Annotated in this window: 21 protein-coding genes; 8 read left to right on the top strand and 13 right to left on the bottom strand. The window is 61.5% G+C overall.

Going from position 1 to position 23987, the window contains the following annotated elements:
* Window positions 1-24: 24 nt before the first annotated feature.
* From AC1RR7_RS08065 to AC1RR7_RS08045, 5 genes are read left to right on the top strand one after another with little or no spacing between them, the layout of a single operon-like run.
* On the top strand, window positions 25-1053 hold the full coding sequence (locus tag AC1RR7_RS08065; RefSeq protein ID WP_096822407.1) for a DUF5924 family protein: 1029 nt from the start codon (window positions 25-27) through the stop codon (window positions 1051-1053).
* Window positions 1054-1108: 55 nt separating this feature from the next.
* The gene (locus AC1RR7_RS08060) at window positions 1109-2257 is read left to right on the top strand and encodes an ABC transporter permease (protein ID WP_096822408.1); all 1149 of its coding nucleotides are present in this window, start codon (window positions 1109-1111) and stop codon (window positions 2255-2257) included.
* Window positions 2258-2271: 14 nt separating this feature from the next.
* Window positions 2272-3057, top strand: coding sequence for an ABC transporter ATP-binding protein (locus AC1RR7_RS08055; RefSeq protein WP_173861375.1), 786 nt, complete (start codon window positions 2272-2274; stop codon window positions 3055-3057).
* A gap of 1 nt (window position 3058) precedes the next feature.
* Entirely contained in the window at window positions 3059-3997 is a 939-nt protein-coding gene (locus tag AC1RR7_RS08050; protein WP_096822410.1) for an MlaD family protein, read from the top strand.
* Complete coding sequence (locus tag AC1RR7_RS08045) at window positions 3994-4623, top strand: ABC-type transport auxiliary lipoprotein family protein (protein ID WP_102621168.1); 630 nt, start codon at window positions 3994-3996, stop codon at window positions 4621-4623. Before AC1RR7_RS08050 ends, AC1RR7_RS08045 begins: the two co-directional genes overlap by 4 nt.
* Window positions 4624-4626: 3 nt before the next feature.
* On the opposite strand, the gene AC1RR7_RS08040 is transcribed toward AC1RR7_RS08045, so the two are convergent.
* From AC1RR7_RS08040 to AC1RR7_RS08020, 5 genes are all read right to left on the bottom strand, one after another.
* A complete protein-coding gene (locus tag AC1RR7_RS08040; RefSeq protein ID WP_007954056.1) occupies window positions 4627-5856 on the bottom strand; it encodes a nucleoside recognition domain-containing protein in 1230 nt (409 codons plus the stop codon).
* Window positions 5857-5958: 102 nt separating this feature from the next.
* On the bottom strand, window positions 5959-7290 hold the full coding sequence (gltP, locus tag AC1RR7_RS08035) for a glutamate/aspartate:proton symporter GltP (protein WP_011331769.1): 1332 nt from the start codon (window positions 7288-7290) through the stop codon (window positions 5959-5961).
* Window positions 7291-7987: 697 nt separating this feature from the next.
* Window positions 7988-8452: an inhibitor of vertebrate lysozyme family protein gene (locus AC1RR7_RS08030; protein WP_096822412.1), complete on the bottom strand. Its 465-nt coding sequence runs from the start codon at window positions 8450-8452 to the stop codon at window positions 7988-7990.
* A 2-nt stretch (window positions 8453-8454) separates the two neighbouring features.
* Window positions 8455-8619 carry a DUF1328 domain-containing protein gene (locus tag AC1RR7_RS08025; RefSeq protein ID WP_003177151.1) on the bottom strand — a complete coding sequence of 55 codons (165 nt, stop codon included), beginning with the start codon at window positions 8617-8619 and terminating at the stop codon, window positions 8455-8457.
* Between the two features lie 67 nt (window positions 8620-8686).
* Complete coding sequence (locus AC1RR7_RS08020; RefSeq protein WP_493157053.1) at window positions 8687-8971, bottom strand: hypothetical protein; 285 nt, start codon at window positions 8969-8971, stop codon at window positions 8687-8689.
* Window positions 8972-9398: 427 nt separating this feature from the next.
* Between AC1RR7_RS08020 and algB the strand changes: the two genes are divergently transcribed.
* Together algB and AC1RR7_RS08010 are read left to right on the top strand one after the other, a co-directional pair.
* Window positions 9399-10745 (top strand): sigma-54-dependent response regulator transcription factor AlgB, encoded by a 1347-nt coding sequence (gene algB, locus AC1RR7_RS08015; protein WP_096822414.1) that lies wholly within the window; start codon window positions 9399-9401, stop codon window positions 10743-10745.
* 10 nt (window positions 10746-10755) lie between these two features.
* Window positions 10756-12546 carry a KinB sensor domain-containing domain gene (locus tag AC1RR7_RS08010; RefSeq protein WP_096822415.1) on the top strand — a complete coding sequence of 597 codons (1791 nt, stop codon included), beginning with the start codon at window positions 10756-10758 and terminating at the stop codon, window positions 12544-12546.
* On the opposite strand, the gene AC1RR7_RS08005 is transcribed toward AC1RR7_RS08010, so the two are convergent.
* The 7 genes from AC1RR7_RS08005 to AC1RR7_RS07975 form a co-directional block, all read right to left on the bottom strand.
* Window positions 12543-14159 carry an EAL domain-containing protein gene (locus tag AC1RR7_RS08005; RefSeq protein WP_096822416.1) on the bottom strand — a complete coding sequence of 539 codons (1617 nt, stop codon included), beginning with the start codon at window positions 14157-14159 and terminating at the stop codon, window positions 12543-12545. The two genes, AC1RR7_RS08010 and AC1RR7_RS08005, sit on opposite strands and share 4 nt — an antisense overlap.
* A 72-nt stretch (window positions 14160-14231) precedes the next feature.
* Window positions 14232-15011: an N-acetylmuramoyl-L-alanine amidase gene (locus tag AC1RR7_RS08000; protein ID WP_102621166.1), complete on the bottom strand. Its 780-nt coding sequence runs from the start codon at window positions 15009-15011 to the stop codon at window positions 14232-14234.
* A 95-nt stretch (window positions 15012-15106) separates the two neighbouring features.
* Entirely contained in the window at window positions 15107-17215 is a 2109-nt protein-coding gene (locus AC1RR7_RS07995) for a diguanylate cyclase (protein WP_493157051.1), read from the bottom strand.
* Window positions 17212-18090 (bottom strand): endonuclease/exonuclease/phosphatase family protein, encoded by an 879-nt coding sequence (locus AC1RR7_RS07990; RefSeq protein WP_096822419.1) that lies wholly within the window; start codon window positions 18088-18090, stop codon window positions 17212-17214. The genes AC1RR7_RS07995 and AC1RR7_RS07990 overlap by 4 nt, the downstream gene beginning before the upstream one ends.
* Window positions 18091-18104: 14 nt before the next feature.
* A complete protein-coding gene (locus AC1RR7_RS07985) occupies window positions 18105-18746 on the bottom strand; it encodes a thiol:disulfide interchange protein DsbA/DsbL (protein ID WP_096822420.1) in 642 nt (213 codons plus the stop codon).
* Window positions 18747-18954: 208 nt separating this feature from the next.
* A complete protein-coding gene (locus tag AC1RR7_RS07980) occupies window positions 18955-19566 on the bottom strand; it encodes a c-type cytochrome (protein WP_169428253.1) in 612 nt (203 codons plus the stop codon).
* Between the two features lie 32 nt (window positions 19567-19598).
* On the bottom strand, window positions 19599-19904 hold the full coding sequence (locus AC1RR7_RS07975) for a c-type cytochrome (RefSeq protein WP_085713044.1): 306 nt from the start codon (window positions 19902-19904) through the stop codon (window positions 19599-19601).
* A 191-nt stretch (window positions 19905-20095) separates the two neighbouring features.
* On the opposite strand from AC1RR7_RS07975, the gene yihA reads away from it, so the two are divergent.
* Window positions 20096-20740 carry a ribosome biogenesis GTP-binding protein YihA/YsxC gene (gene yihA, locus AC1RR7_RS07970; RefSeq protein WP_096822423.1) on the top strand — a complete coding sequence of 215 codons (645 nt, stop codon included), beginning with the start codon at window positions 20096-20098 and terminating at the stop codon, window positions 20738-20740.
* A gap of 412 nt (window positions 20741-21152) precedes the next feature.
* Here yihA and polA read toward each other — a convergent pair whose 3' ends face one another.
* Window positions 21153-23957: a DNA polymerase I gene (gene polA, locus AC1RR7_RS07965; protein WP_493157049.1), complete on the bottom strand. Its 2805-nt coding sequence runs from the start codon at window positions 23955-23957 to the stop codon at window positions 21153-21155.
* Between the last annotated feature and the right edge of the window lie 30 nt (window positions 23958-23987).

Raw genomic sequence — 23987 nt, 5'->3', positions numbered from 1 at the left:
CCTCGACTGTCGTGAACCGCCCAAATGCTCAAATTGACCCTCCTGATCCAGCGCATCCTCGAACTGATGAAGCGCTATCCCGGGGTCATTGCGCTCGGTGGTTTCATCTCCGGGGTCGGCAGTTTCATTCTGGTCGACCGGCAACAGGGGCTGGCGAGCTGGATCACCACGATCATGCTGTTGAGCTGGATCTGGCTAATGCTGGAAAACAGCCTGACCGAGCTGTTCACGCGGGTCTTCAAACGAGAAATCCCTCAGCCACTGCTGCGTTACGCGACGCAGATGATCCACCAGGAAAGCCTGTTTTTCGTCCTGCCGTTCTTCTTCATCACCACCACTTGGAACAGCGGCCAACTGGTGTTCACCGGTCTGCTGTGCATCGCCGCGCTGATCTCGATCGTCGATCCGCTCTACTACAAATGGCTGGCGCCGCGGCGCTGGGCGTTCCTCGCGCTGCACACCCTGACCCTGTTCGCCGCCCTGCTCACCGCCTTGCCGGTGATCATGCACCTGACCACGTCGCAGAGCTTCAAATGGGCGCTGGGGACTGCCGTGGTGCTGTCGTTTCCGAGCCTGGCGTCGATCTTCCCGATCCGCACCGTGCGCAATGCGCTGGCGATCCTCAGCATCACCATCGGTATCGGCGGCGTAGGTTGGGTCCTGCGTTCGTGGGTGCCGCCAGCGACACTGTGGATGACTGACGTGGCGATCAGCACCCAGTTGCAGGATCGCACCCCCGGCGCCAGCCTCGAACAAGTCAGCGCCGAGCAGATCCGTGGCGGTGGGCTCTACGCCTACACCGCGATCAACGCACCGCGCGGGCTTGATGAGCGGATTTATCACGTGTGGCAGTTCAACGGCAAAGAGGTCGACCGGATCGCCCTCGACATTCATGGCGGGCGCAAGGAAGGCTACCGGGCGTGGACCCACAAGCAGGTTTTCCCTGGCAACCCGGTCGGTGACTGGCAGGTGCGAGTGCTGACCGAAGACGGCCAGGTGATCGGCGTTCTGCGTTTCGAAGTCACGGACAGCACACCGACCAAAGAAAAGTAATCCGGTTCGTGCTATTACGTAGGTTCGCGAATTTAGCCGAACAAGCACGGAGCTTATGACCAGCAGCTCGATGACCGGTAATGCCCGACTGGACACCTCGATCACCCCTGCCCGCCTGCGGGTCACCGGGGACTGGACGCTTGCTCATTACGCCGAGCTCAAGCACCTGAGCGAAACGCTCCGCGGTCAGTACGACGCCAGCACTCCCATCGACCTCAACGGCCTCGGCGCCCTCGACACCGCCGGCGCTTCGCTGCTGGTGGAGCTGCTTGGCTCCGAGCGACTGGGCAAATCCGCCGAACACCCCGATTGCACGATTTCCACTGCCGACCGCGCGTTGCTGCAAACCGTGTATCGCTCGCTGACCGACTTCTGCGTGCCGATCAAGGAGCCGGAAATCAGCGTCAGCGTACAATTGCTGACGCGCATCGGCCGGGCTGTCGATACGGTCTGGCAAGACACCCTGCAACTGCTCGGCTTCGTCGGCCTGATCCTCGAAACCATCGCCCGCAGCCTGTTCCGGCCCAAGCGCTGGCGGATCACGCCGATGATCGCGCACATCGAACAGACTGGCCTCGACGCTGCGCCTATCGTGGCGCTGCTGACCTTTCTGGTCGGCGCGGTGGTGGCGTTTCTCGGGGCGACGGTGCTGGCCAGTTTCGGCGCCAGCGTGTTTACCGTGGATCTGGTGGGTTTCGCCTTCCTGCGCGAATTCGGCGTATTGCTTACGGCGATCCTGATGGCCGGCCGCACCGCCAGTGCCTTTACCGCACAGATCGGCTCGATGAAGGCCAACGAGGAAATCGACGCCATTCGCACCCTCGGCCTCGACCCCATGGAGCTGCTGGTGGTGCCGCGCGTGCTGGCCTTGCTGGTGGCGCTGCCGATGCTGACCTTTCTGGCGATGATCTGCGGGATCATCGGTGGCGCCGTGGTCTGTGCGGTGTCGCTGGATATCTCGCCGGCGATGTTCCTGTCGCTGCTGCAAAGCGACATAGGGATTCAACATTTCCTGGTTGGCCTGGTCAAAGCTCCGATCTTCGCGTTCCTGATTGCCGCCATCGGTTGTCTGGAAGGCTTCAAGGTCAGCGGCAGCGCCGAATCGGTCGGCGCCCACACCACCTCCAGCGTGGTGCAATCGATCTTTGTGGTGATCGTGCTCGATGCGGTCGCCGCGCTGTTCTTCATGGAGATGGGCTGGTGAGTCGTCTACCCCGCATGCCGTCCGAGGCGGTGATCGAAGTCCGTGGCCTGTGCAATCGCTTCGGCAGCCAGAGCGTGCACGAGAACCTCGACCTGGACTTGTACAAAGGCGAGATTCTGGCCGTGGTCGGTGGTTCCGGCAGCGGTAAATCGGTGTTGCTGCGCAGCATCGTCGGCTTGCGCCGGCCCAGCGAAGGCAACGTGAAAGTGTTTGGTCAGAACCTGCCGAGCCTTTCCGAGCACGAGCGGTCGTTGGTCGAAAGGCGTTTTGGCGTGCTGTTCCAGAAAGGCGCGCTGTTCTCCTCGCTGACGGTCACCGAGAACGTCGCCCTGCCCCTGATCGAACACGCCGGCCTGAGCCGCGAAGACGCCGAGCATCTGGCGGCGGTGAAACTGGCGCTGGCCGGGTTGCCGCTGTCGGCGGCGGATAAATACCCGTCGTCGCTGTCCGGCGGCATGATCAAACGGGCGGCGCTGGCCCGGGCGCTGGCGCTGGACCCGGACATCCTGTTTCTCGACGAACCCACCGCTGGCCTCGATCCGATTGGCGCGGCGCAGTTCGACCAATTGATCCTGACCCTGCGCGATGCGCTGGGCTTGAGCGTGTTTCTGGTGACCCACGACCTCGACACGCTCTACACCATCACCGACCGGGTGGCGGTGCTGGCGCAGAAGAAAGTGCTGGTGGCCGGACCCATCGACGTGGTCTCGGAAACCGACGACGCGTGGATTCACGAATATTTCCACGGCCCTCGCGGCCGCTCGGCGCTGGACGCCGCCAAACTGCTCAACGAGGTCTGACATGGAAACCCGAGCCCATCATGTGTTGATCGGCCTGTTCACGGTGATTGTGGTGGCCGGTGCCCTGCTCTTCGGTCTGTGGCTGGCCAAGTCCAGCGTCGACACCGAGTTCAAGGATTACGAAATCGTCTTCAACGAGGCGGTCAGCGGCCTGTCCCGGGGCAGCCCGGTGCAGTACAGCGGGATCAAGGTCGGCGATGTGGTCAGTCTGCGGCTCGATCCGCAGGACCCGCGCCGGGTGCTGGCGCGGATTCGCCTCGGTGGCGACACGCCGGTCAAGGAAGACACCCTCGCCAAACTGGCGCTGGCCGGGATCACCGGCACGTCGATCATCCAGCTCAGCGGCGGCACGCCAGAGAGCCCGAAACTGCGCGGCAAGGACGGCAACCTGCCGACCATCGTCGCCTCGCCCTCGCCTATCTCGCGGCTGCTCAATGACAGCAATGACCTGATGAGCGGGGTCAGTACGCTGCTGAGCAACGCCAATCAGATGTTCTCCGCCGACAACATCGAGCGCGTGAGCAAAACCCTTGAGCACTTGGAACAGACCACCGGTTCGATCAACGATCAGCGCGGCGATCTGCGCCAGGCCATGCAGCAACTGGCAACCGTCGGCAAGCAGGCCGGCAGCATGCTCGAGCAGACATCCGCGCTGATGCGCAACGCCAACGGCCTGCTCAACGATCAGGGCAAACAGGCTCTGGGCAGCGCCGAGCAGGCGATGAAGTCGCTGGAACAGAGCAGCGCCACCATCAACGGCTTGCTGAGCAAGAATCAGAACTCCCTCGACAGCGGCATGCAGGGCCTCAACGGCCTGGCGCCGGCGGTGCGTGAACTGCGTGAAACCCTGTCCTCGCTGCGGGCCATTTCCCAACGTCTGGAGGCCAACCCCAGCGGTTACCTGCTGGGCAGTGACAAGAACAAGGAGTTCACGCCATGAAGCTGACTCGCCTCGCCCTCCTCATCGCCGGCCTTTCGCTGATCAGCGCGTGCTCGATCCTGCCCAAGTCCGAACCGCTGGACGTCTACCGCCTACCGGCCGCACAGGCGCCCGCCTCGGCCAGTTCGGCGGCGACTCAGCACTGGTCGCTGCGTCTGAACAAATTGCAGGCCAGCGAAGCGCTCAATCGGCCGAGCATCGCAGTGATTCCCCAGGGGGACGTGATCAGCAGCTACAAGGCCTCGCGCTGGAGCGATCCGGCACCGGTGCTGGTGCGCAATCGGCTGCTCGATGGTTTCCAGCGTGACGGCCGGGTGTCGCTGTTGAGTACCGATGACAGCAACTTCCAGGCGGATCTGGAGCTGGGCGGCAGCCTGCAGGCGTTTCAGACCGAGTATCAGGGCACGCAGGCCAGCGTCGTGGTGCGGGTGGATGCGTTGCTGGTGCGCGGTTATGACCAGCGCATCCTCGCCAGCCGCCGCTTCGAAGAGCGCCAGCCGCTGAATGATGTGAAAGTCCCGGCGGTGGTGGCCGGATTCGGTCAGGCCAGTGATCGGCTGACGGCGAAGGTGGTGGCGTGGGCGGTGGAACAAGGCCAGAAGGTCGTGCCGACCGCCCGGCCTTGAGGATTAGCCGAAGAACCAGTAGCAGACGCCGATAGCGCCGAGCACACCGGCCAGCTCGGCCAGCAGCGCGCAACCGACGGCATGCCGGGCGCGCTGGATGCCCACCGCGCCGAAGTACACCGCCAGCACGTAGAAGGTGGTCTCGGTGCTACCCTGGATTGTCGCGGCCACCAGCGCCGGGAAGCTGTCCACGCCCGAGGTCTTCATCGTTTCGATCAGCATCGCCCGGGCGGCGCTGCCGGAGAACGGTTTGACCATCGCGGTCGGCAGCGCATCGACGAACCGTGTGTCCCACCCTGCCCACTCCACCAGATGGCGAATGCCGTCGAGGCCGAAGTCCAGAGCGCCTGACGCGCGTAATACGCCGATCGCACAAAGCATCGCCACCAGATACGGCAGCAGGTTCTTCGCGACGTCGAAACCTTCCTTCGCACCTTCGACGAACGCTTCGTAAACCTTCACCTTGCGCAATGCACCGATCACCAGGAACAGCATGATCAGACCGAACAGCGTCAAGTTGCCGAGGATCGACGACAGGCCCGCCAGCGCGGTGGCCGACATCGTCGCCAGCAGCGCCATGAAGCCGCCGAGGATCAGCGCGCCGGGAATCAGGTAAGCCAGCACCACCGGGTCCCAGACCCGCAGGCGCTGCATGAACGCCACCGACAGGAAGCCGACGATGGTCGAGCAACTGGTGGCCAGCAGGATCGGCAGGAACACCAGCGTCGGGTCCGGCGCGCCTTGCTGGGCGCGGTACATGAAGATCGTCACCGGCAGCAGGGTCAGGGACGAAGCGTTGAGCACCAGGAACAGGATCTGCGCGTTGCTGGCGATGGTCGAGCTGGGATTGAGCTCCTGCAGCGCCTTCATGGCCTTGAGGCCGATCGGCGTGGCAGCGTTGTCCAGGCCCAGGCCGTTGGCGGCGAAGTTCAGGGTGATAAGGCCGATGGCCGGATGCCCCGCCGGTACTTCCGGCATCAGTCGCAGGAACAGCGGGCCCAGGGCTTTGGCCAGCCACTCGACGATCCCGGCCTTCTCGGCGATGCGCAGAAAGCCCAGCCACAGGGTCAGGGTGCCGAACAGCAGCACCATGACCTCGACCGACAGCTTGGCCATGGCAAAAATGCTTTCCACCATCGCCGCGAAGATCCCGGCGTTGCCGCCGATCAGCCATTGCCCCAGCGCCGAAACGGCAGCCACGATGAAGAAGCCAAGCCACAGGCCATTAAGCATCAGTCAAATCCCCCGGAAGATGCGGCGAATGATAGCGGGGTCGCCAGAAACGACAAACCCCGGATTTCTCCGGGGTTTGTCAGGGTGCCTTGCGGGCGGGGATCAGTTCTTGGAAACGTCACCGGCCGGCAGTTTTTCCTTGCTGCGCCAGTGCGGCAGCGAGTTCCAGTAGCGCTGGCCCTTGGCGTCGTCGTACATGCCTTCCCAACGGGCAATAACCAGTACCGCCAGGGCGTTGCCGATCACGTTCAGGGCGGTACGCGCCATGTCCATCACACGGTCGACACCGGCGATGAACGCCAGGCCTTCCAGCGGAATACCCACGCTGCCCAGAGTGGCCAGCAGTACCACGAAGGACACGCCCGGTACGCCGGCGATGCCTTTGGAGGTAACCATCAGGGTCAGGACCAGCAGCAGTTGCTGGCTGATCGACAGGTCGATGCCGTACAGCTGGGCAATGAAGATGGCGGCGATGGACTGGTACAGGGTCGAACCGTCGAGGTTGAACGAGTAACCGGTCGGCACCACGAAGCTGCAGATGGCTTTCGGTGCGCCGTAGGCTTCCATCTTCTCGATCACGCGTGGCAGCACGGTTTCCGAGGAAGCGGTGGAGTAAGCCAGCACCAGCTCATCCTTGAAGATGCGCATCAGCTTGATCACCGAGAAACCGAACATCTTGGCGATCAGGCCCAGAATCACGAAGGCGAAGAAGGCGATGGCGACGTAAACCAGGATCACCAGTTTGGCCAGCGGCAGCAGCGAGGCGAAACCGAAGTTGGCCACGGTCACCGCGATCAGAGCGAACACACCAATTGGCGCGTAGTTCATGATCATGTGGGTGACTTTGAACATGCTTTCCGAGACGCCCTGGAACATCTTCACCAGCGGCTCGCGCAGGTCCGACTGCAGGCTCGACAGACCGAGACCGAACAGCACGGAGAAGAAAATGATCGGCAGCATTTCGCCGCGGGCCATGGCCGCGAAGATGTTCGACGGGATCAGGTTGAGGATGGTCTCGATGAACGCGTGTTCATGCTGTACTTCGGCGGCGGTCGCCTGGTACTTGGAGATATCCACAGTGCCCAGGGTGCTCATGTCGATGCCGGCACCCGGATGGAACAGGTTGGCCAGCAGCAGGCCGACGACGATGGCGATGGTGGTGACGATTTCGAAGTAGATGATGGTCTTCAGGCCGATGCGCCCGAGCTTCTTGGCGTCGCCCACGCCGGCGATGCCGACGATCAGGGAAGAGATGACGATCGGGATTACGATCATCTTGATCAGACGGATAAAGATATCGCCTGCCGGTTGCAGGACGTTGCTGATCCACCAGGCCTTCTCGGCACTGAAATGGTTGAGCAACGCACCGATTGCAATCCCCAATACCAGACCGATGAGGATCTGCCAGGCGAGGCTAAGCTTTGCCTTCTTCATTATCTTTACCCTTACTTGCGTTTGACTCAGGCACATGCAGGAACTGGAACGCTCTTTAGCGGAAAAGTTTGTGCATCTGCCTCCGTATAAGGTGCCCCGGGCCGCGTGTTTACGGCTCTCCGGCAGGCGAAAAAAGGCGCAACTATTCCGATGCAAGGTTGCGCCGTCTAATGCCGTAAACGCCTACCCTATGCCGAATCGGCATGAGCTTTTTTAAATGAAACTGGCGTCCCAACCGGTTCGAATACGACATTTCAGCAGGCATAAGTGCCGTGAACCGGCCATTACAGCGTAGGTTGGTTATTTTTTGAACGAGTGATTTCGACGAAAAATTTAGGAAAAAGCCTACGTTTGGAAACTAAAAGTCCGACTGGCTCAATCGACTCTTTCTCGATATACGGTCGCGACGAAACACCGCGAAACGCTTTTCGCGCGCAGTGTGATCGATAAAAAGATGGGCAGAACGCTCTGGATCAATGTTTTGTCACTTTGAAAGCTCAGCGCAAGTCCGTCGAACCACCCCGGGTTGGCGAACTTGCGTCGCAGCTTTTACCCTGACCCGGCCCTCATCGCAGGCACTCCCTGTACCCGTAGGTCACTCCGACCCTGAAACAGTCAGAACGTCCCGGCCCCCTGGTCATGCGCCGGCCTTCCTCGGGCGGGCGCAATGGAAGGCAGCGCGTTGCTGCCCTCATGTTCAATACCAGTTCGGATCTTTCTTCAGCGTTTCCATCAACAGATCCTGCATGCCCTGATCGGGTTTGCCGAGGAAGCGGTAGGTCGCATGTCGCGTTGGCGACTTGTCGGCCGGCAGTCCTTCGGGCACATCGACCAGCATGGCGTAAGCGTGTTTCTTGTCGAAGCTGAACGCGACGATCAAGCGGTGGTTGAGGCACTTGTCCTGGGATTCGCAGAGCGGCCCGACCAGGTACTTGTCGCCGTCTTCAGTGACGGCATTCATCTGTTGGTCCGGCGTACCGGAAAGGTTCATCACCCATTCCGGCAGGCGTTCTTCCTTCTTCACCACGCCTTCCCAGGTTTCCCTGTAGTGCGGGTCCGAACTCAACAGTTCGTTGACCCGCGCCTGGCCATCATTGGCCGCCATCGCCATGGCACTGCCGCCCAGGAGCAGGGCGGCTGCCAGTGTCTTTAAAGCACTCATGGTCAACCTCGGCCGCGACGGCCAAAGAAGAACGAGGCGATGAACATCACCAGGAACACGACAAAGAGAATCTTGGCGATACCCGTGGCGGTGCCCGCGATACCACCGAAGCCCAGTACTGCAGCGATGATGGCAATGATCAGGAATGTGATTGCCCAGCTCAACATGGTGATTCTCCTTGTTTCTATTTAGGGGTGTTGCCGGTCTCGGCGCGGGGGCGCCCAGATTCGTTGATCAGAAAACCCAGCGTTCTTCGCGTGGTAGGTCGCCCAGGGGTTGTGGCTGGTCGACATCCATCATGCGCATCGCGCCGCTATCGGCCTGGCTGCTGCTGACGGCGCTGAAGTGCGTTTGTGCCGCGTGCTGCATCGAAATCAAGGGCTCAGGTTGCTGACTCTGTTCCCAGCGCAGGTATTGCTGGCAAGCGATCAGAGTGATCAGCAGCGCAAGTGCGCCAAACAGGCCCTGCTGTAGATGCAGGGGCGAAATACACATTTGGGCGGCACGTTGGCGAGTCATCCTGGGTTCCTCACTCTTATTCGGTTAGGGCAGTGCATATCTGCCCGGGCTGAGAGAGGTATTGCAGCCTGCATGCCAGCTTTTTTGTTTGAAAAAAATCAATAAAATCAAATAGTTAAAGATGAATAGAAAAATCCTGACGACGCATCCTGCACGATGGCTCCGCCACGGTCGTGCGTAATGCACGATTGTTTCGTAGGAGAAATCATTCTTTTTGAATTGAGAGCAGGGTGCGGATGTCAGAAAAGGACGCAGGCAAATGCCTGAAAACCGCTGATTGTTTAAAAATTCAACAAATTCAGTGGATTAGCTGTGAGGGCAGGAGAGAGCTACCCTGCTATGACTGGAATCGATCAGAATCGACCATGCAACTTGCCCGATTTTTCCGGGACTAAACCAAGACATTCACTTATGGAGCGTAGGAAAAATGGAATCAGCCACTGAGCACCAAGGCCGCATTCTGCTGGTGGATGATGAATCCGCCATCCTGCGAACCTTCCGTTATTGCCTCGAAGACGAAGGTTATACCGTCGCCACCGCCAACAGCGCGGCCCAGGCTGACGCGCTGTTGCAGCGTCAGGTGTTCGATCTGTGCTTCCTCGATCTGCGTCTGGGCGAAGACAACGGCCTCGACGTGCTGGCGCAGATGCGCATTCAGGCGCCGTGGATGCGGGTGGTCATCGTCACCGCTCATTCGGCCGTCGACACGGCGGTGGACGCGATTCAGGCGGGTGCCGCCGACTATCTGGTCAAGCCGTGCAGCCCTGACCAGTTGCGTCTGGCCACTGCCAAGCAGCTGGAAGTGCGCCAGCTCTCGGCGCGTCTGGAAGCCCTCGAAGGCGAGATCCGCAAACCCAGGGACGGTCTCGATTCCCACAGCCCGGCGATGAAAGTCGTACTGGAAACCGCGCGGCAGGTGGCGAGCACCGACGCCAATATCCTGATCCTTGGCGAGTCCGGCACCGGTAAAGGTGAACTGGCCCGGGCGATCCATGGCTGGAGCAAGCGCGAGAAGAAATCCTGCGTCACCATCAATTGCCCGTCGCTGACCGCCGAACTGATGGAAAGCGAGCTGTTCGGTCACAGTCGCGGCGCGTTCACCGGGGCCAGCGAAAGCACCTTGGGTCGGGTGAATCAGGCAGATGGCGGTACGCTGTTTCTCGACGAGATCGGCGATTTTCCACTGACCTTGCAGCCAAAGTTGCTGCGTTTCATCCAGGACAAGGAATACGAGCGGGTAGGGGATCCCGTCACGCGTCGCGCCGACGTGCGCATCCTTGCGGCCACCAACCTCAATCTTGAAGACATGGTGCGCGATGGACGCTTCCGCGAAGACCTGCTCTATCGTCTGAACGTCATCACCCTGCATCTGCCGCCGCTGCGCGAACGCGCTGAAGACATTCTGACTCTGGCTGACCGATTCCTTGCTCGCTTCGTGAAGGAATACGCGCGGCCGGCCCGGGGTTTCAGTGACGAGGCGCGGGAAGCGCTGCTGGGTTACCGCTGGCCCGGCAACATCCGCGAGCTGCGCAACGTGGTCGAGCGGGCGAGCATCATTTGCCCGCAGGAGCGCGTGGAAATCAGCCACCTCGGCATGGCCGAGCAACCCGCCAACAATGCGCCTCGGGTCGGCGCGGCCCTGAGCCTCGACGAGTTGGAGAAGGCTCACATCGGCGCGGTACTGGCGACCGCCGGCACCCTCGACCAGGCGGCCAAGACCCTGGGGATCGACGCCTCGACCCTGTATCGCAAGCGCAAGCAGTACAACTTGTGAGCGTGCGCCGATGAAACTGGCGATGAAGTTGCGGACCCGCTTGTTCCTGAGCATTTCCGCGCTGATCACCGTGGCCTTGCTCGGGCTGATGCTCGGGCTGGTCAGCGTGATGCAAATGGCCGGGACTCAGGAGGCGTTGATCCGCAATAACTTCGTCACCCTTGATTTGGGGCTCAAGCTGCGCCAGACCCTGGGCGATCAACTGATCATGATGCTCGCCGAGAAGCCCGATCCAGCCGCCTTCGAAGCGTCGAAACAGCATTACTTCGAGCTGCTCGACGAGGGTATCGCCCAGGAGCAGAAAGACGACGACCGTCAATACGGATTCAGTCAGGCCAAGGCCGATTACCTGAGCTTTCTTCAGGCGTTCGACGTGTCCCGCAATCCAGGCGCGGCCCTGAGTGGCGGTGGCGACTTGCGCGAGCGCTTCAACACCCTGCGCAACGGTCTGATCGCCGAGCACAAGCACGCACTGGATAACATCAACGCCGTGCAACACGCCGCCCGCGACCGGGCGCTGCTGATCGCCGGCCTGCTCGGGCTGGTGGGACTGGCGGTGTTGATCATCGGTTTCATCACCGCCCAGGGGATCGCTCGTCGGTTCGGTGCACCGATCGAGGCACTGGCGAAAGCAGCGGACAACATCGGCCAGGGCAATTTCGAAGTGACCCTGCCGGTGTCCTCGGCCATGGAAATCAACCTGCTGACCCGGCGTTTCGGGCTGATGGCCGAAGCGCTACGCGAGCATCAGGCGACCAATGTCGATGAACTGCTGGCCGGCCAGCAACGCTTGCAGGCCGTGCTCGACAGCATCGATGACGGCTTGCTGATGATCGACCGCCAGGGGCACCTGGAGCACTTGAACCCGGTGGCTCAGCGACAACTGGGCTGGGACAGCGACCGGTTTGGCGAGGGCCTGGGCACTGCGCTTCAGCGCCCGGAACTGGATGCGCAGCTGCAACTGGTGCTGCGTGGCGGCACCCTTGAGCGTGCACCGGAAGATTTGAGCATCGAGGTCGACGGCGAGTCGCGACTGCTGACCTACAGCCTCACGCCAGTCAGCCACACTCAGGGGCATATCCTCGGCGCGGTGATGGTGCTGCATGACGTCACCGAGCAGCGGGCCTTCGAGCGGGTGCGCAGCGAATTCGTGTTGCGTGCATCACACGAACTGCGCACGCCCGTGACCGGCATGCACATGGCGTTCGGGCTGTTTCGCGAGCGGGCGAAGTTTCCGGCGGAATCCCGGGAGTCCGATCTGCTCGACACCGTCAATGAAGAGATGCAGCGCTTGATGCAGTTGATCAACGATCTGCTGAATTTTTCGCGCTATCAGAGCGGCCTGCAGAAACTCGCGCTGGCGCCGTGCTCCATCGAGGATTTGCTGGCCCAGGCGCAATCGCGTTTTGCCGACTCGGCAGCGCAGAAGGGCGTTGCATTGAACATTGAGGTGCAAGGCCCGCTACCGCGTTTGCAGGCCGATCAGGCCCAGCTGGATCGAGTTCTGGACAACCTGATCGACAATGCCTTGCGCCATACCGCCCGCGACGGGCTGATCCGTTTGCAGGCGCGCCGGCATGGCGAGCGGGTGATCATCAGCGTCGAGGACAATGGCGAAGGTATTGCCTACGGCCAGCAAGGGCGGATCTTCGAACCGTTCGTTCAGGTCGGGCGCAAGAAGGGCGGGGCCGGGCTCGGGCTGGCGCTGTGCAAGGAAATCGTCCAGTTGCACGGCGGGCGGATGGGTGTCTATTCGCGACCGGGGCAGGGCACGCAGTTCTACATGGCGCTGGCGGTCTAGGCCTCGTCATCCATCCGGCGGCCGGCGAGACGCCGTCCTCGGGTGATCAGCTCGATGAATTGCACGGCGCTCAAGGCGTGAGCGAACAGCCAGCCCTGGCCGAACTTCACGCCTTCGCTGCTGAGCAGCGCCGCCTGGGACTCATACTCGATCCCTTCGGCGATCACTTTCAGATCCAGTGCCTGGGCCATGTGAATGATGTGCGGTGCCACGCCGCTGCTGGCGGCGTCATGGCCGAGCGCATCGATGAACGCCTTGTCGATTTTCAGGCAATCCACCGGCAGGGTTTGCAGGTAGGCGAGGCTGCAATAGCCGGTGCCGAAATCGTCGATCAGCACCTGATGGCCAACATCGCGCAGCGCTTGCAGGTTTTCCCGGGCCACCACCACATCGATCAGGCCGCGCTCGGTCACTTCAAAGGCGATCTGCCGTGCCGCCACCCGGTGCAGCGTCAACAGCCGCGCCATGACCTGGCCGATACGCGGCACCATCACGTCGCACGCCGCCAGGTTCACCGAGATGTACAGCTGCGGATTGGCCCGCAGTAATTGGCCCAGTTGTTCCAGCAGGCGCTGGAGGACGAAGTCGGTCATCTGGCGGATCTGCCCGGTGTTTTCCGCCATCGGGATAAACAGGTCGGGACTGGTCAGCGTGCCGTCCGGCCGGCGCCAGCGCAGCAAGGCTTCGGCGCCGACGCAGTTGCGGCTGTCGAGGTCGAAGATCGGTTGATACAGCACCTGCAATTCGCCGCGGCGGATCGCGCCGTGCAGTTCGGCATCCAGTGATTGATGCTGACGCACCAGCCAGAACACCGTGAGCCCGACCAGCACGCCCAGCAGCAGACAGACCGGCACCATCCACCACCAAAGCTCGGGGATGTGCATGCCGGTGCGCGGGGTAATCAGTACCAACTGATATTCCGGGTTGTCGGTGGGCATGCGATAGATCAGATGGCTCTGGGTGACTTGCAGGGCGTCCAGACTCTTCGGAGGCCATGGCTCGGTGGGCGGCCATGTCTGTGGCACGCCGAGCACCGGAATCGCCCGGCTGCCATGGTCCAGCACCACCAGCAGGCTGCTGCCGGGGGACAGATCGACCATGTCGGTCAGGTGCCCGCGTGAGGTGGCCACGCGAAAGTTGCCGCGCCCGAGCATCAGCGCCGCGCGATTTTCATCGGGTTCGGTGGTGGTGTTCAGCCAGTAGCTGTAGGTCGGGCCCTTGATGTCGGGCGGGCGCACGACCGACAGGCCTTCCTGACGCGGACGGTTGGAGCAGATCCGCGAGGCGTCCATGTAGGCGGCTTCATAGACGAAGCGATAGTTGAAGGTCACTTGCTGCAGCGTGGCGATCATCTCGTCGTCGCAGCTGCGCAGGGGCTGGGCCTCAAGGTCGTCGAGGCTTTCACGCAACTGGCCGAACAACTGTTCCAGTCGGGCCAGGAAGCGCTCGCCCTGGGCGTTCATTTCCTGGCTTTCGCTTTGTTCGACCTGATGCACGGCCACGAACAACCCGCCGGTGATCAGCAGACTCGCACTGAGGACAGCCGCCAGCATCGCCAGAAACCAGGGGCGATAAAACCAGCTACGCAGCGTCTCTCGGGTAGCAACCATCATGGATATCCGAAGAATTACCAATGAGTTATAGCTGCTGATTGCACTTTCGCCCTGACCGTCGGGCGGGCGTCATTATTTTGTCTGATTCAGCACCAGCAGCAAGGCTGCCGTTTGCGCATCCGGGGTGCCGTCGAAGCGGGAAGGGCGGAAGTGCATCTGGAAGGCTGCGAGTACATGGCGGGTCGCCACGTCCAGCTCGCCGTTCTGCGGCGTTGCGTAGCCCAGGCGTGCCAGCTGCGCCTGGAACCAACTGATGCTCGGTAACTCGACGTCGAACCTTACTTGCTGGCGGGCTACGGCGTGTTCATCGGGCCACAAGCCAAGACCTTCGGCGGCCAGGCGCTTCCACGGGAACAACGGGCCCGGATCAAGCTTGCGCAACGGTGCGATATCGCTGTGACCGATGATGTGGTCCGGGCTGATGCCGTTGCGTTTGCTGATGTCCTTGAGCAGCACGATCAGCGACTGCACCTGGGCTTCACTGTACGGGTACCAAATGCGCCCGGTCGGAGTGTCCTTGAAGCCGGGGTTGACGATTTCGATGCCGATGGAGCTTGAGTTGAGCCAGGTACGACCCTGCCATTCGCTTTCGCCGGCATGCCAGGCACGCAGGTTTTCATCCATCAGCTTGTAGATCGTGCCGTTCTTGTCGTCGCCGATCAGGTAGTGGCTGCTGACTTCACCGTGGGTCAGCAGTTGTAGCGAACGCTCGAGGGAGGCGGAGGTGTAATGCACGATCACGAACTGCGCACGGCTGTCGTGATTGGCAGAAGGGTGGCTGGTGTCGTAGCGCGGGCCGCTGGCACAACCGGCCAGAACGAGCAGCGACGCGATGAGAGCAAGGAATTTCATGGCAGTACACGCAAGTCGATAATGCAACAGTGTAACGTATTGACTTGCGTGCGAACGGCAAAAGGGCTGATTTAAATGAAATGGAACAATTGTCTTCAGCCCAGCTCCACCCGGTTGCGACCCGCGTTTTTGGCCCGGTACAACGCCTGATCGGCTCTTTTGAGCACCAGATCGCTGTGTTCTCCCGGCCTGAACGCCGCCAGCCCCATGGAAATAGTGATCGTGACTCGCTCACCCTTGAAGTGGAACGGGCAGGCCTCGATGGAGGCGCGCAGGGTTTCCAGCAGTTTGGCGCCGACGGCCGGCGGGGTGGCCGGCAGCAGCAGGACAAATTCCTCACCGCCGAAGCGGGCAATGAAATCGCTGCCGCGCAGGCGCTTGCGCAGCACCGTGGCGATGATCTTCAACACCTTGTCGCCGGCCAGATGCCCGTAGTTGTCGTTGATGCGTTTGAAGTGATCGAGGTCGAGCATCGCCAAACTGAGGGTGTTGCCGTGCTGCTGCCATTGGGCGATTTCGTGGTCGAGTCGCTCGCTCCAGGCGGCGCGGTTGGGCAGGCCGGTGAGCGGATCGATCAGGGCTTTCTGGCGCTGCTCTTCGAGGTGTTCGCGGTAACCAAGGGCCTCCTGTTCCATGTGCGCCACGCGCTCGGCCAGGCTTTTCAGGCGTCCGGCCACTTCCTGTTCACGGGCGTCACGTTGTTTTTGGTGCTGGTCCATCGTGCCGAGCAGGCCTTCGAGATGGTTTTCCAATACCTGCTTGAGATCGTTCAGGTCCGCCGCTTCCTGCACGCTGTTTTGCAGGCCGTCGACCTGTTCACGGATCTGCGTGTCCATCGCCCGCGCCGCGGAGCTGTTGTCGGCATGACCTTCGCTGGCGGCCTGCAGGTTGCTCTGGAACGCTTCGAGGCGTTCGTTGAGTTGCTGAAGATAGGCCTCGAACTCGTGCTGCCCACTGTCGGTGATGGCCAACATCAGGGTCGCCAGATCGTCGAGGATCGGTAGCAATTCGTACCAGTTGAGGCCATGTTTCAGCCGATCGCGCATGGCCTCGGCTTGCGGGCGATGGCGTTCCGGCAAGGTCAGATCGTCCAGCAGGCCGATCAGCGTGTCTTCGATGTGTTTGGCCACCGAGCTGTAGGACGGTTCGGGCGAGTCCGGCAAGGCATACAGAATGTCCTGCTCGGACTGCTCCGGATCGATGGCCGCCAATGCCTGCGCGATTGGTTCGGGCAAGGGCAGGCTGTCGAGGATGACCGGGGGCGGGTTGTCGCCGGGGTGGATCAGTTCGTCAGGGTTGAAGGCCGCCGGCATTGCCGGCGCGAAGACCGGAGGTGGCGTGAAGGCTTGCGGCTCGGGTTCTGGCTCGGCGGGTTCCGGTTCGCTGGGAGCGGTGACGACTTCTGTAATGATCCGGGCAGGCTCGAAGGCAACCACTTCCGGCTCTGCAACAGGCTCGGGTGTTGATATTGGTGCTGGTGCTGGTGCTGAAGCTTGCAGTGGCGCGACCAGAGGTGCGGTGACCGGTGTTTCGATGACGGTCGCAATGGCTGCCGGTTCGACGATTGCGACAGGCGCTTCTGGCATTGGCGTGCTTTCAGGTGCAGCGGGTGGTTGCTCCGGCTGAGCGGCTGGAGAAGCCACGGCAGGCTGAGCCACCGGTGCGGGCGCTTCCTCGCTGTCGCGGCTGCCGAACAGGCGCTGCAACAGCCCCGGACGTCCCGGTTCCGCCGGGGTCTCCAGTTGGCTCAGGGCCTTGCCCTGCAAGCCGCTGAGTTCACTGAGCAGCAGCGGCATTTCCCGCGCCTGACTGACCCGGCCATCCAGCTGCTTGGCGAACTTCTTCAGTGGCTGGGCGACTTCCCGGGGCAGGGGCAGCGATTGCAGTTGAGTCACCAGCGAATTCAGGGCCGTGCTGACTTGATTGATCCGGGTTTCACGGCGTTGCTCGGAGTCGAGCACGGCTTTTTCAAGGCGCGGCAACAGGGCGGCGAGGCCGGCGTCCATGTCGTCGGTGCGCACCACGTCGCGCATTTCTTTCATGCATTGGTCGACGACGCGGTCGGTGCCTTCCGCCGCCAGCGTGCTGCGCACCAGGCCGCGGCGCAGCAGGTCGAGCCGGGCGTCCCATCGACGTTCGAGCTTTTCCTGTTGTTCGATGCTTTTGAGGTATTTCTCTTTCCAGCGCTGGGCTTCGTCGCTCATTCAGGCGTTCCGCGAGGGGCAGGACTCAACGCGGGCAATGCATCGGCCGTGAGCGAACCCGGCAGACGAATCTCTACCGCGACGGGCAGGTGATCGGAAATCGGTTGCGCCAGCACTTCGACCTTTTCCAGGGTCAGGGTCGGGCTGAGCAGAATATGGTCCAGGCAGCGCTGCGGGCGCCAGCTGGGGAACGTCGCTTCGAGTTGCGGGGCCAGCAGGCCGAGGTCGCGCAAGGGCGAGTGCTGGAGCAGGTCGCTGGCGTGGGTGTTCATGTCACCCATCAGGACCTGATGCTTGTAGCCGCCGATCAGCTCGCGAATGTAGGCCAGTTGCATCGTGCGTACCCGGGCGCCGAGCGCCAGGTGCATCATCACCACCACCAGCGCCTCGGGACCTTCGCCGAAACGTACCAGAATCGCCCCGCGACCTTTCGGCCCCGGCAGCGGGTGGTCTTCGATCGCCCACGGGCGCAGACGACTGAGCACACCGTTGCTGTGCTGGGCCAGTCGGCCGAGGTTGCGATTGAGTTGTTGATACCAGTACGGGAAGGCGCCGAGATGGGCCAGGTGTTCGACCTGATTGACGTAGCCTGAACGCAGGCTACCGCCATCGGCTTCCTGCAGGGCGACCAGGTCGAAGTCGCCGAGCAGATTGCCGATCTTTTGCAGATTGCCGGAGCGTCCGGGGTGCGGCAGCAGATGCTGCCAGCTGCGGGTCAGGTAGTGCCGATAACGCTCGGTGCTGATGCCGACCTGGATGTTGAAGCTGAGCAGGCGCAAACGGCTGTCTGCGGGCAGGCCCGTGGACTCCAGGTGATGCTCGTTGACCTGCGGATCATGCAGGCCAACGAGACGTTCGGCTCCCCAGCGGCGCATGGCGATTGCCGCGCTTAGTTGGCGGCTGCCTTGTTGGTCGCTCGCTCTTTGGCGACCAGTTGGTCAGCCAGCTTCAGAGCTTCTTCGGCGCCGCCGGCGGAGCCGATGTCGAAACGGTATTTACCGTTGACGATCATGGTTGGAACGCCGGAGATTTCATACTTCTTGGCCAGTTCGCGAGCCTTGATGATCTGGCCCTTGATGGCGAAGGAGTCGAAGGTGGCCAGGAACTTGTCCTTGTCTACGCCTTGGGTGGCGAGGAAGTCGGCCATGTCGTTCTTGTCGGTCAGCTTCTTGTGTTCTTTCTGGATCGCGTTGAAGACGGCAGCGTGAACGCTGTGCTCGACGCCCATGGCTTCCAGGGTCAGGAACATTTGACCGTGAGCGTCCCACGGGCCGCCGAACATGGCAGGAATGCGCACGAAGTTGACGTCTGAAGGCAGTTTTTCAACCCACGGATTGATCACGGGTTCGAAGGCGTAGCAGTGCGGGCAGCCGTACCAGAACAGTTCCACCACTTCGATCTTGCCAGGCACGGCAACCGGCACCGGATTGCTCAGTTCGACGTACGGGGCGGCAGGTGCTTCGGCGGCCTGGGCCGTCACGCCGAACAGGCTGGCAGCGACGAGGGCGGCGCTGATGATCAGATTACGCATGCTTTACTCCTGGGCAAATTGGGTCGCCTCGCGCGACCTGTTTTCAGACAGATCCTGGCGGGCATGAGTTCTGTAGTGTAACGGCAGCGGCCACAAAAAAGGGCGGCCAAAGCCACCCTTTTTATACTTCATGCCACGGATTAATCGAGCGTTAACGTGGCAGGCGTTGTCCTTCGCGCGCAACGCTCGAATCACCATCGCAGTGACCTTAGTGCAGGCCTTGAATGTAGCTGGAGACCGCCGCGATGTCCTCGTCGCTCAGCTTGCGAGCGATGGTGCGCATGGTCATGGCATCGCCGTCGTTGCTGCGGCCGGCTTCTTCCTTGCGGAAATCGGTCAGCTGTTTGGCGATGTATTGAGCGTGTTGGCCACCCAGGTGCGGGAAACCGGCGGCTGCGTTGCCGGCGCCGTTTGGCGAGTGGCATCCGGTGCAGGCTGGCAGGCCTTTTTCCAGGTTGCCGCCACGGAACAGGGCTTCACCGCGAGCGACGATCTTCGGATCGGCGGCGCCGACGCTGCCTTTCTGGCTGGCGAAGTAGGCGGCGATGTCGGACAGGTCCTGATCGCTCAGGTTGGTCAGCAGCCCGGTCATTTCCAGAACGGTGCGCTTGCCCGACTTGATGTCGTGCAACTGCTTGGTCAGGTAGCGTTCACCCTGTCCGGCCAGTTTTGGAAAGTTTGGCGCCATGCTGTTGCCATCCGGGCCATGGCAGGCCCCGCAAACGGCGGCTTTCGCCTGGCCTGCGGCGGCATCACCTGCAGCATGGGCGAAGCCTGAGATTCCCACGGTCAACAGCAGACTCACGATCAATTTGTTCATCAGCTAATCCAACTACGGCTAAGGGTTAAGAGTTATGGACCGGGTTTACTTCCGCTCATCCAGAGGATGATGGCCTGGTAATCCTCGGCACTGCAGTCCATGCACAAACCACGCGGCGGCATCGCCTTGAAACCCTGGGTCACGTGTTGCACCAGCGTCTCCATACCTTTCGCCAACCTCGGCGTCCAAGCTTCCTGATCGCCTCTTCTGGGCGCCATGGGTAGTTGGCCGGAATGACAGGCACCACAAACACGGTTGTACACTGCTTCCGGATCCTGTGTAGCCTGTGCGCTGTAAAGCGGCATCAAGACTCCGGCAGCCAGCAGCCATTTCGTCATAAAACGACCTTTTCAGGGTTGAGAGCGTTCTGCGTTCTAATGCGCAATCAAGGTCTGTCGCTCTCGTGAACTTCATCCTTCGCTGGGACAAAGCACACACAAAATCTGCGGCATTATATACTGGCGTCACTGAAACGGAAGCGACACCGCGTTCCGCGCCCAATCCCGGCGCCGCCCACATCGGAAATCCCATGCAACTCAAGAATCCCATCCTCGGCCTGTGCCAACAGTCCACGTTCATGCTCAGTGCCGCCAAAGTCGATCAGTGCCCCGACGACGAAGGCTTCGAAGTGGCGTTCGCCGGTCGTTCCAACGCCGGTAAATCCAGCGCGCTGAACACACTGACTCACGCCAGCCTGGCGCGCACCTCGAAAACCCCGGGTCGCACACAGCTATTGAACTTCTTCAAGCTAGACGATGAACGGCGTCTGGTCGACCTGCCGGGCTACGGTTATGCAAAAGTACCGATCCCGCTCAAGCAACACTGGCAGCGTCACCTCGAGGCTTACCTCGGTGGCCGCGAGAGTTTGAAGGGTTTGATTCTGATGATGGACATCCGTCATCCAATGACCGACTTCGACCTGCTGATGCTCGACTGGGCCGTTGCGGCTGGCATGCCGATGCACATTCTGCTGACCAAAGCGGACAAGCTGACCTACGGCGCAGCGAAGAACACGCTGCTCAAGGTGCAGTCGGAAATTCGTAAGGGTTGGGGTGATCTGGTGACAATCCAGCTGTTCTCCGCACCAAAACGCATGGGCCTGGAAGAGGCCTACACTGTGCTGGCGGGCTGGATGGAACTGGCAGACAAAGGCGCAGAAGCGGCGGCAGAGTAAGGGGATTTCAAAACTGTCTGTGGTGTTGTCAGGCAAGGCAAAAGCATCGCTAAAAAGCGGAGTTTAGGGGACCTAAATGAGCATTTTTAGCGATGCTTTTAACGCAGTCTGGCGGCGCCACAGGCAGTTTTGAGGCAAAAAAAAGCCCCGGACTTCATATGGGGAGGGAGAAGTTCCGGGGTTCAAGTTCCGAACCGCTAGGGCGGGGTTCAGATATCTGCCAACACTTAACACAACATAGGAGCATCGAAGGGCTTCACCAGCCATTCAGTAACTCTGAGTGGCCTGTCGCAAGATTAGTTCAGATTCTTTTCAAAAAACTTTGGAATAAGCTCAAGAACGATCAGAACTAAGCCCCCTCCGATGCCTTTGCCGCGACGTCATGTCGCGGCAAAACCCCGTCCCAGAGGCCTCAGTGCGCCTCGTCCCAATTGTTGCCAACCCCGACTTCCACCAGTAGCGGCACGTCCAGTTTCGCCGCTTCACTCATGTGGACGCGAATTTCGTCGCGAACCTGGTCGACCAGGTCCTCGCGAACCTCCAGTACCAGTTCGTCGTGCACCTGCAGGATGACTTTGGCGTCCAGCCCCGAAGCGCTCAGCCAGTTATCCACCGCGACCATGGCTTTCTTGATGATGTCCGCTGCGGTGCCCTGCATCGGCGCGTTGATCGCCGTGCGTTCAGCGGCAGCGCGTTCCTGTGGCTTGTTGGAGTTGATGTCCGGCAGGTACAGACGACGGCCGAAGATCGTTTCCACGTAGCCCTGATCTGCTGCCTGCGCCCGGGTGCGATCCATGTATTCACGAACGCCCGGGTAGCGCGCGAAGTAGGTGTCGATGTAGGCCTTGGCGGTCTTGGTGTCGACGCCGATGTCCTTGCCCAGCTTCTGCGCGCCCATGCCGTAGATCAGACCGAAGTTGATCGCCTTGGCGCCACGGCGCTGGTCGGACGTTACTTCGTTCAGCTCGACCTTGAACACTTCGGCTGCCGTGGCGGTGTGCACGTCCAGGTTGTTGCGGAAGGCGTTCATCAGGCCTTCGTCGCGGGACAGGTGCGCCATGATCCGCAATTCGATCTGCGAGTAGTCCGCCGCCAGCAGTTTGTAGCCTTTCGGCGCGACGAACGCCTGACGAATGCGTCGGCCTTCAGCGGTACGCACCGGAATGTTCTGCAGGTTCGGATCGCTCGACGACAAGCGGCCGGTCGACGCGACAGCCTGATGATACGAGGTGTGGATACGCCCGGTGCGCGGGTTGATCTGCTCCGGCAGGCGATCGGTGTAGGTGCTTTTCAGCTTGCTCATGGAACGGTGTTCCATCAGCACTTTTGGCAAGCGGTGATCGTCTTCGGCCAGTTTCGCCAGCACTTCTTCGGCGGTGGACGGCTGGCCCTTGGCGGTTTTCTTCAGCACCGGCAGGCCGAGTTTTTCGTAGAGGATCACGCCGAGTTGCTTCGGCGAGCCCAGGTTGAACTCTTCACCGGCGATTTCGAACGCTTCACGCTCCAGCGCGACCATCTTGTCGCCCAGCTCGATGCTCTGAACGCCGAGCAGTGCCGCGTCAACGAACGCGCCTTGACGCTCGATGCGCGCCAGCACCGGCACCAGCGGGATCTCGATGTCGGTCAGCACGCTGGCCAGGCTCGGGATGGCGCTGAGTTTTTCGAACAGCGTCTGGTGCAGGCGCAGGGTGACGTCGGCATCTTCGGCGGCATACGGCCCGGCCTGTTCCAGAGCGATCTGGTCGAAGGTCAGTTGCTTGGCGCCTTTGCCGGCGATGTCTTGGAAGCTCACGGTGGTGTGATCCAGGTACTTCTGCGCCAGGCTGTCCATGTCGTGACGGGTGGCGGTGGAGTTGAGCACGTAGGACTCAAGCATCGTGTCGAAGGCAATGCCGCGCACGGTGATGCCCTGGCTCTGATCGCCACCGATGGCGCAGTTGGCCAGGATGTTCATGTCGAACTTGGCGTGCTGGCCGACCTTGAGCTTGCTTGGGTCTTCCAGAATCGGCTTGAGCGCGCGCAACACGGTGTCACGATCCAGCTGCTCCGGCACGCCGATGTAGGAGTGGGTCAGCGGGATGTAGGCCGCTTCGTTGGCCTGCACCGCGAAGGACAGACCGACCAGTTGCGCCTGTTGGGCGTCGACGCCGGTGGTTTCGGTGTCGAAGGCAAACAGCTTGGCGTTCTTCAGTTTTTCCAGCCAGACGTCGAAACGGGCCTGATCGAGGATGGTTTCGTACGCGGCTTCAGCCGGAGCGACCGGCGCTTCTTCCGCAGGTGCGCTGAACAGATCGGCGGCCGGCTCAGGGGCAGCGGTGCTGCTCAGTTCCAGACGCTTGGCGTCGCGTTCCAGATCGTTGATCCAGCTCTTGAACTCCAGCAGGGTGTAGAGCTCAAGCAGTTGGGCCGGGTCTTCCGGGCCCATTTGCAGGTCGTCGAGGCCGATGTCCAGCGGCACGTCGACCTTGATGGTCGCCAGTTGATAGGAGAGGAAGGCCATCTCCTTGTGCTCTTCGAGCTTGGCCGGCAGGGTCTTGGCGCCGCGGATCGGCAGGGTCGGCACGATATCGAGCTGTGCGTAGAGTTCGGTCAGGCCGCCGTTGACGCCGACCAGCAGGCCGGACGCGGTTTTCGGCCCGATGCCGGGAACGCCGGGGATGTTGTCGGAAGAGTCGCCCATCAGGGCCAGATAATCGATGATCTGCTCCGGAGCGACGCCGAATTTCTCCTTCACGCCCTCCACGTCCATCGAACTACCGGACATGGTGTTGACCAAGGTAATGTGGCCGTCGACCAGTTGCGCCATGTCCTTGTCGCCGGTGGAGATGATCACCGGACGATTGGCGGCCGCGCTGCTGCGGGCCAGGGTGCCGATCACGTCATCGGCCTCGACGCCTTCGACGCACAGCAGCGGGAAGCCGAGGGCTTTCACGCTCTGGTGCAGCGGCTCGATCTGCACGCGCATGTCGTCGGGCATGCTCGGGCGGTTGGCCTTGTATTCGGCGTACATCTCATCGCGAAATGTCCCGCCCTTGGCGTCGAACACCACGGCGAACGGGCTGTGCGGATACTGCTTGCGCAGGCTCTTGAGCATGTTCAGCACGCCCTTGACCGCGCCGGTCGGCAGGCCTTTGGAGGTGGTCAGCGGTGGCAGCGCGTGAAAGGCGCGGTACAGGTAAGACGAACCGTCCACCAGGACGAGGGGGGCTTGGCTCATGAGCAGGATCAACCTTTTCGGCGGGTCCGG

The organism is Pseudomonas sp. GW821-FHT11G12, from assembly GCF_058808055.1.
Note: the sequence above shows the minus strand (reverse complement) of the source record. Positions and strands in the feature narration are given on the sequence as shown.

Coding starts and splice junctions, on each gene's coding strand:
- AC1RR7_RS08055 (WP_173861375.1), top strand. CDS start 2,272: ATGCCGTCCGAGGCGGTGATCGAAGTCCGTGGCCTGTGCAATCGCTTC.
- AC1RR7_RS08005 (WP_096822416.1), bottom strand. CDS start 14,159: ATGATGGTTGCTACCCGAGAGACGCTGCGTAGCTGGTTTTATCGCCCC.
- AC1RR7_RS08010 (WP_096822415.1), top strand. CDS start 10,756: ATGAAACTGGCGATGAAGTTGCGGACCCGCTTGTTCCTGAGCATTTCC.
- AC1RR7_RS07975 (WP_085713044.1), bottom strand. CDS start 19,904: ATGACGAAATGGCTGCTGGCTGCCGGAGTCTTGATGCCGCTTTACAGC.
- AC1RR7_RS08030 (WP_096822412.1), bottom strand. CDS start 8,452: ATGAGTGCTTTAAAGACACTGGCAGCCGCCCTGCTCCTGGGCGGCAGT.
- AC1RR7_RS08045 (WP_102621168.1), top strand. CDS start 3,994: ATGAAGCTGACTCGCCTCGCCCTCCTCATCGCCGGCCTTTCGCTGATC.
- AC1RR7_RS07985 (WP_096822420.1), bottom strand. CDS start 18,746: ATGCGTAATCTGATCATCAGCGCCGCCCTCGTCGCTGCCAGCCTGTTC.
- AC1RR7_RS07990 (WP_096822419.1), bottom strand. CDS start 18,090: ATGCGCCGCTGGGGAGCCGAACGTCTCGTTGGCCTGCATGATCCGCAG.
- AC1RR7_RS08025 (WP_003177151.1), bottom strand. CDS start 8,619: ATGTTGAGCTGGGCAATCACATTCCTGATCATTGCCATCATCGCTGCA.
- AC1RR7_RS07995 (WP_493157051.1), bottom strand. CDS start 17,215: ATGAGCGACGAAGCCCAGCGCTGGAAAGAGAAATACCTCAAAAGCATC.
- AC1RR7_RS08040 (WP_007954056.1), bottom strand. CDS start 5,856: ATGCTTAATGGCCTGTGGCTTGGCTTCTTCATCGTGGCTGCCGTTTCG.
- AC1RR7_RS08050 (WP_096822410.1), top strand. CDS start 3,059: ATGGAAACCCGAGCCCATCATGTGTTGATCGGCCTGTTCACGGTGATT.
- AC1RR7_RS08000 (WP_102621166.1), bottom strand. CDS start 15,011: ATGAAATTCCTTGCTCTCATCGCGTCGCTGCTCGTTCTGGCCGGTTGT.
- yihA (WP_096822423.1), top strand. CDS start 20,096: ATGCAACTCAAGAATCCCATCCTCGGCCTGTGCCAACAGTCCACGTTC.
- gltP (WP_011331769.1), bottom strand. CDS start 7,290: ATGAAGAAGGCAAAGCTTAGCCTCGCCTGGCAGATCCTCATCGGTCTG.
- AC1RR7_RS08020 (WP_493157053.1), bottom strand. CDS start 8,971: ATGACTCGCCAACGTGCCGCCCAAATGTGTATTTCGCCCCTGCATCTA.
- AC1RR7_RS07980 (WP_169428253.1), bottom strand. CDS start 19,566: ATGAACAAATTGATCGTGAGTCTGCTGTTGACCGTGGGAATCTCAGGC.
- algB (WP_096822414.1), top strand. CDS start 9,399: ATGGAATCAGCCACTGAGCACCAAGGCCGCATTCTGCTGGTGGATGAT.
- AC1RR7_RS08065 (WP_096822407.1), top strand. CDS start 25: ATGCTCAAATTGACCCTCCTGATCCAGCGCATCCTCGAACTGATGAAG.
- AC1RR7_RS08060 (WP_096822408.1), top strand. CDS start 1,109: ATGACCAGCAGCTCGATGACCGGTAATGCCCGACTGGACACCTCGATC.
- polA (WP_493157049.1), bottom strand. CDS start 23,957: ATGAGCCAAGCCCCCCTCGTCCTGGTGGACGGTTCGTCTTACCTGTAC.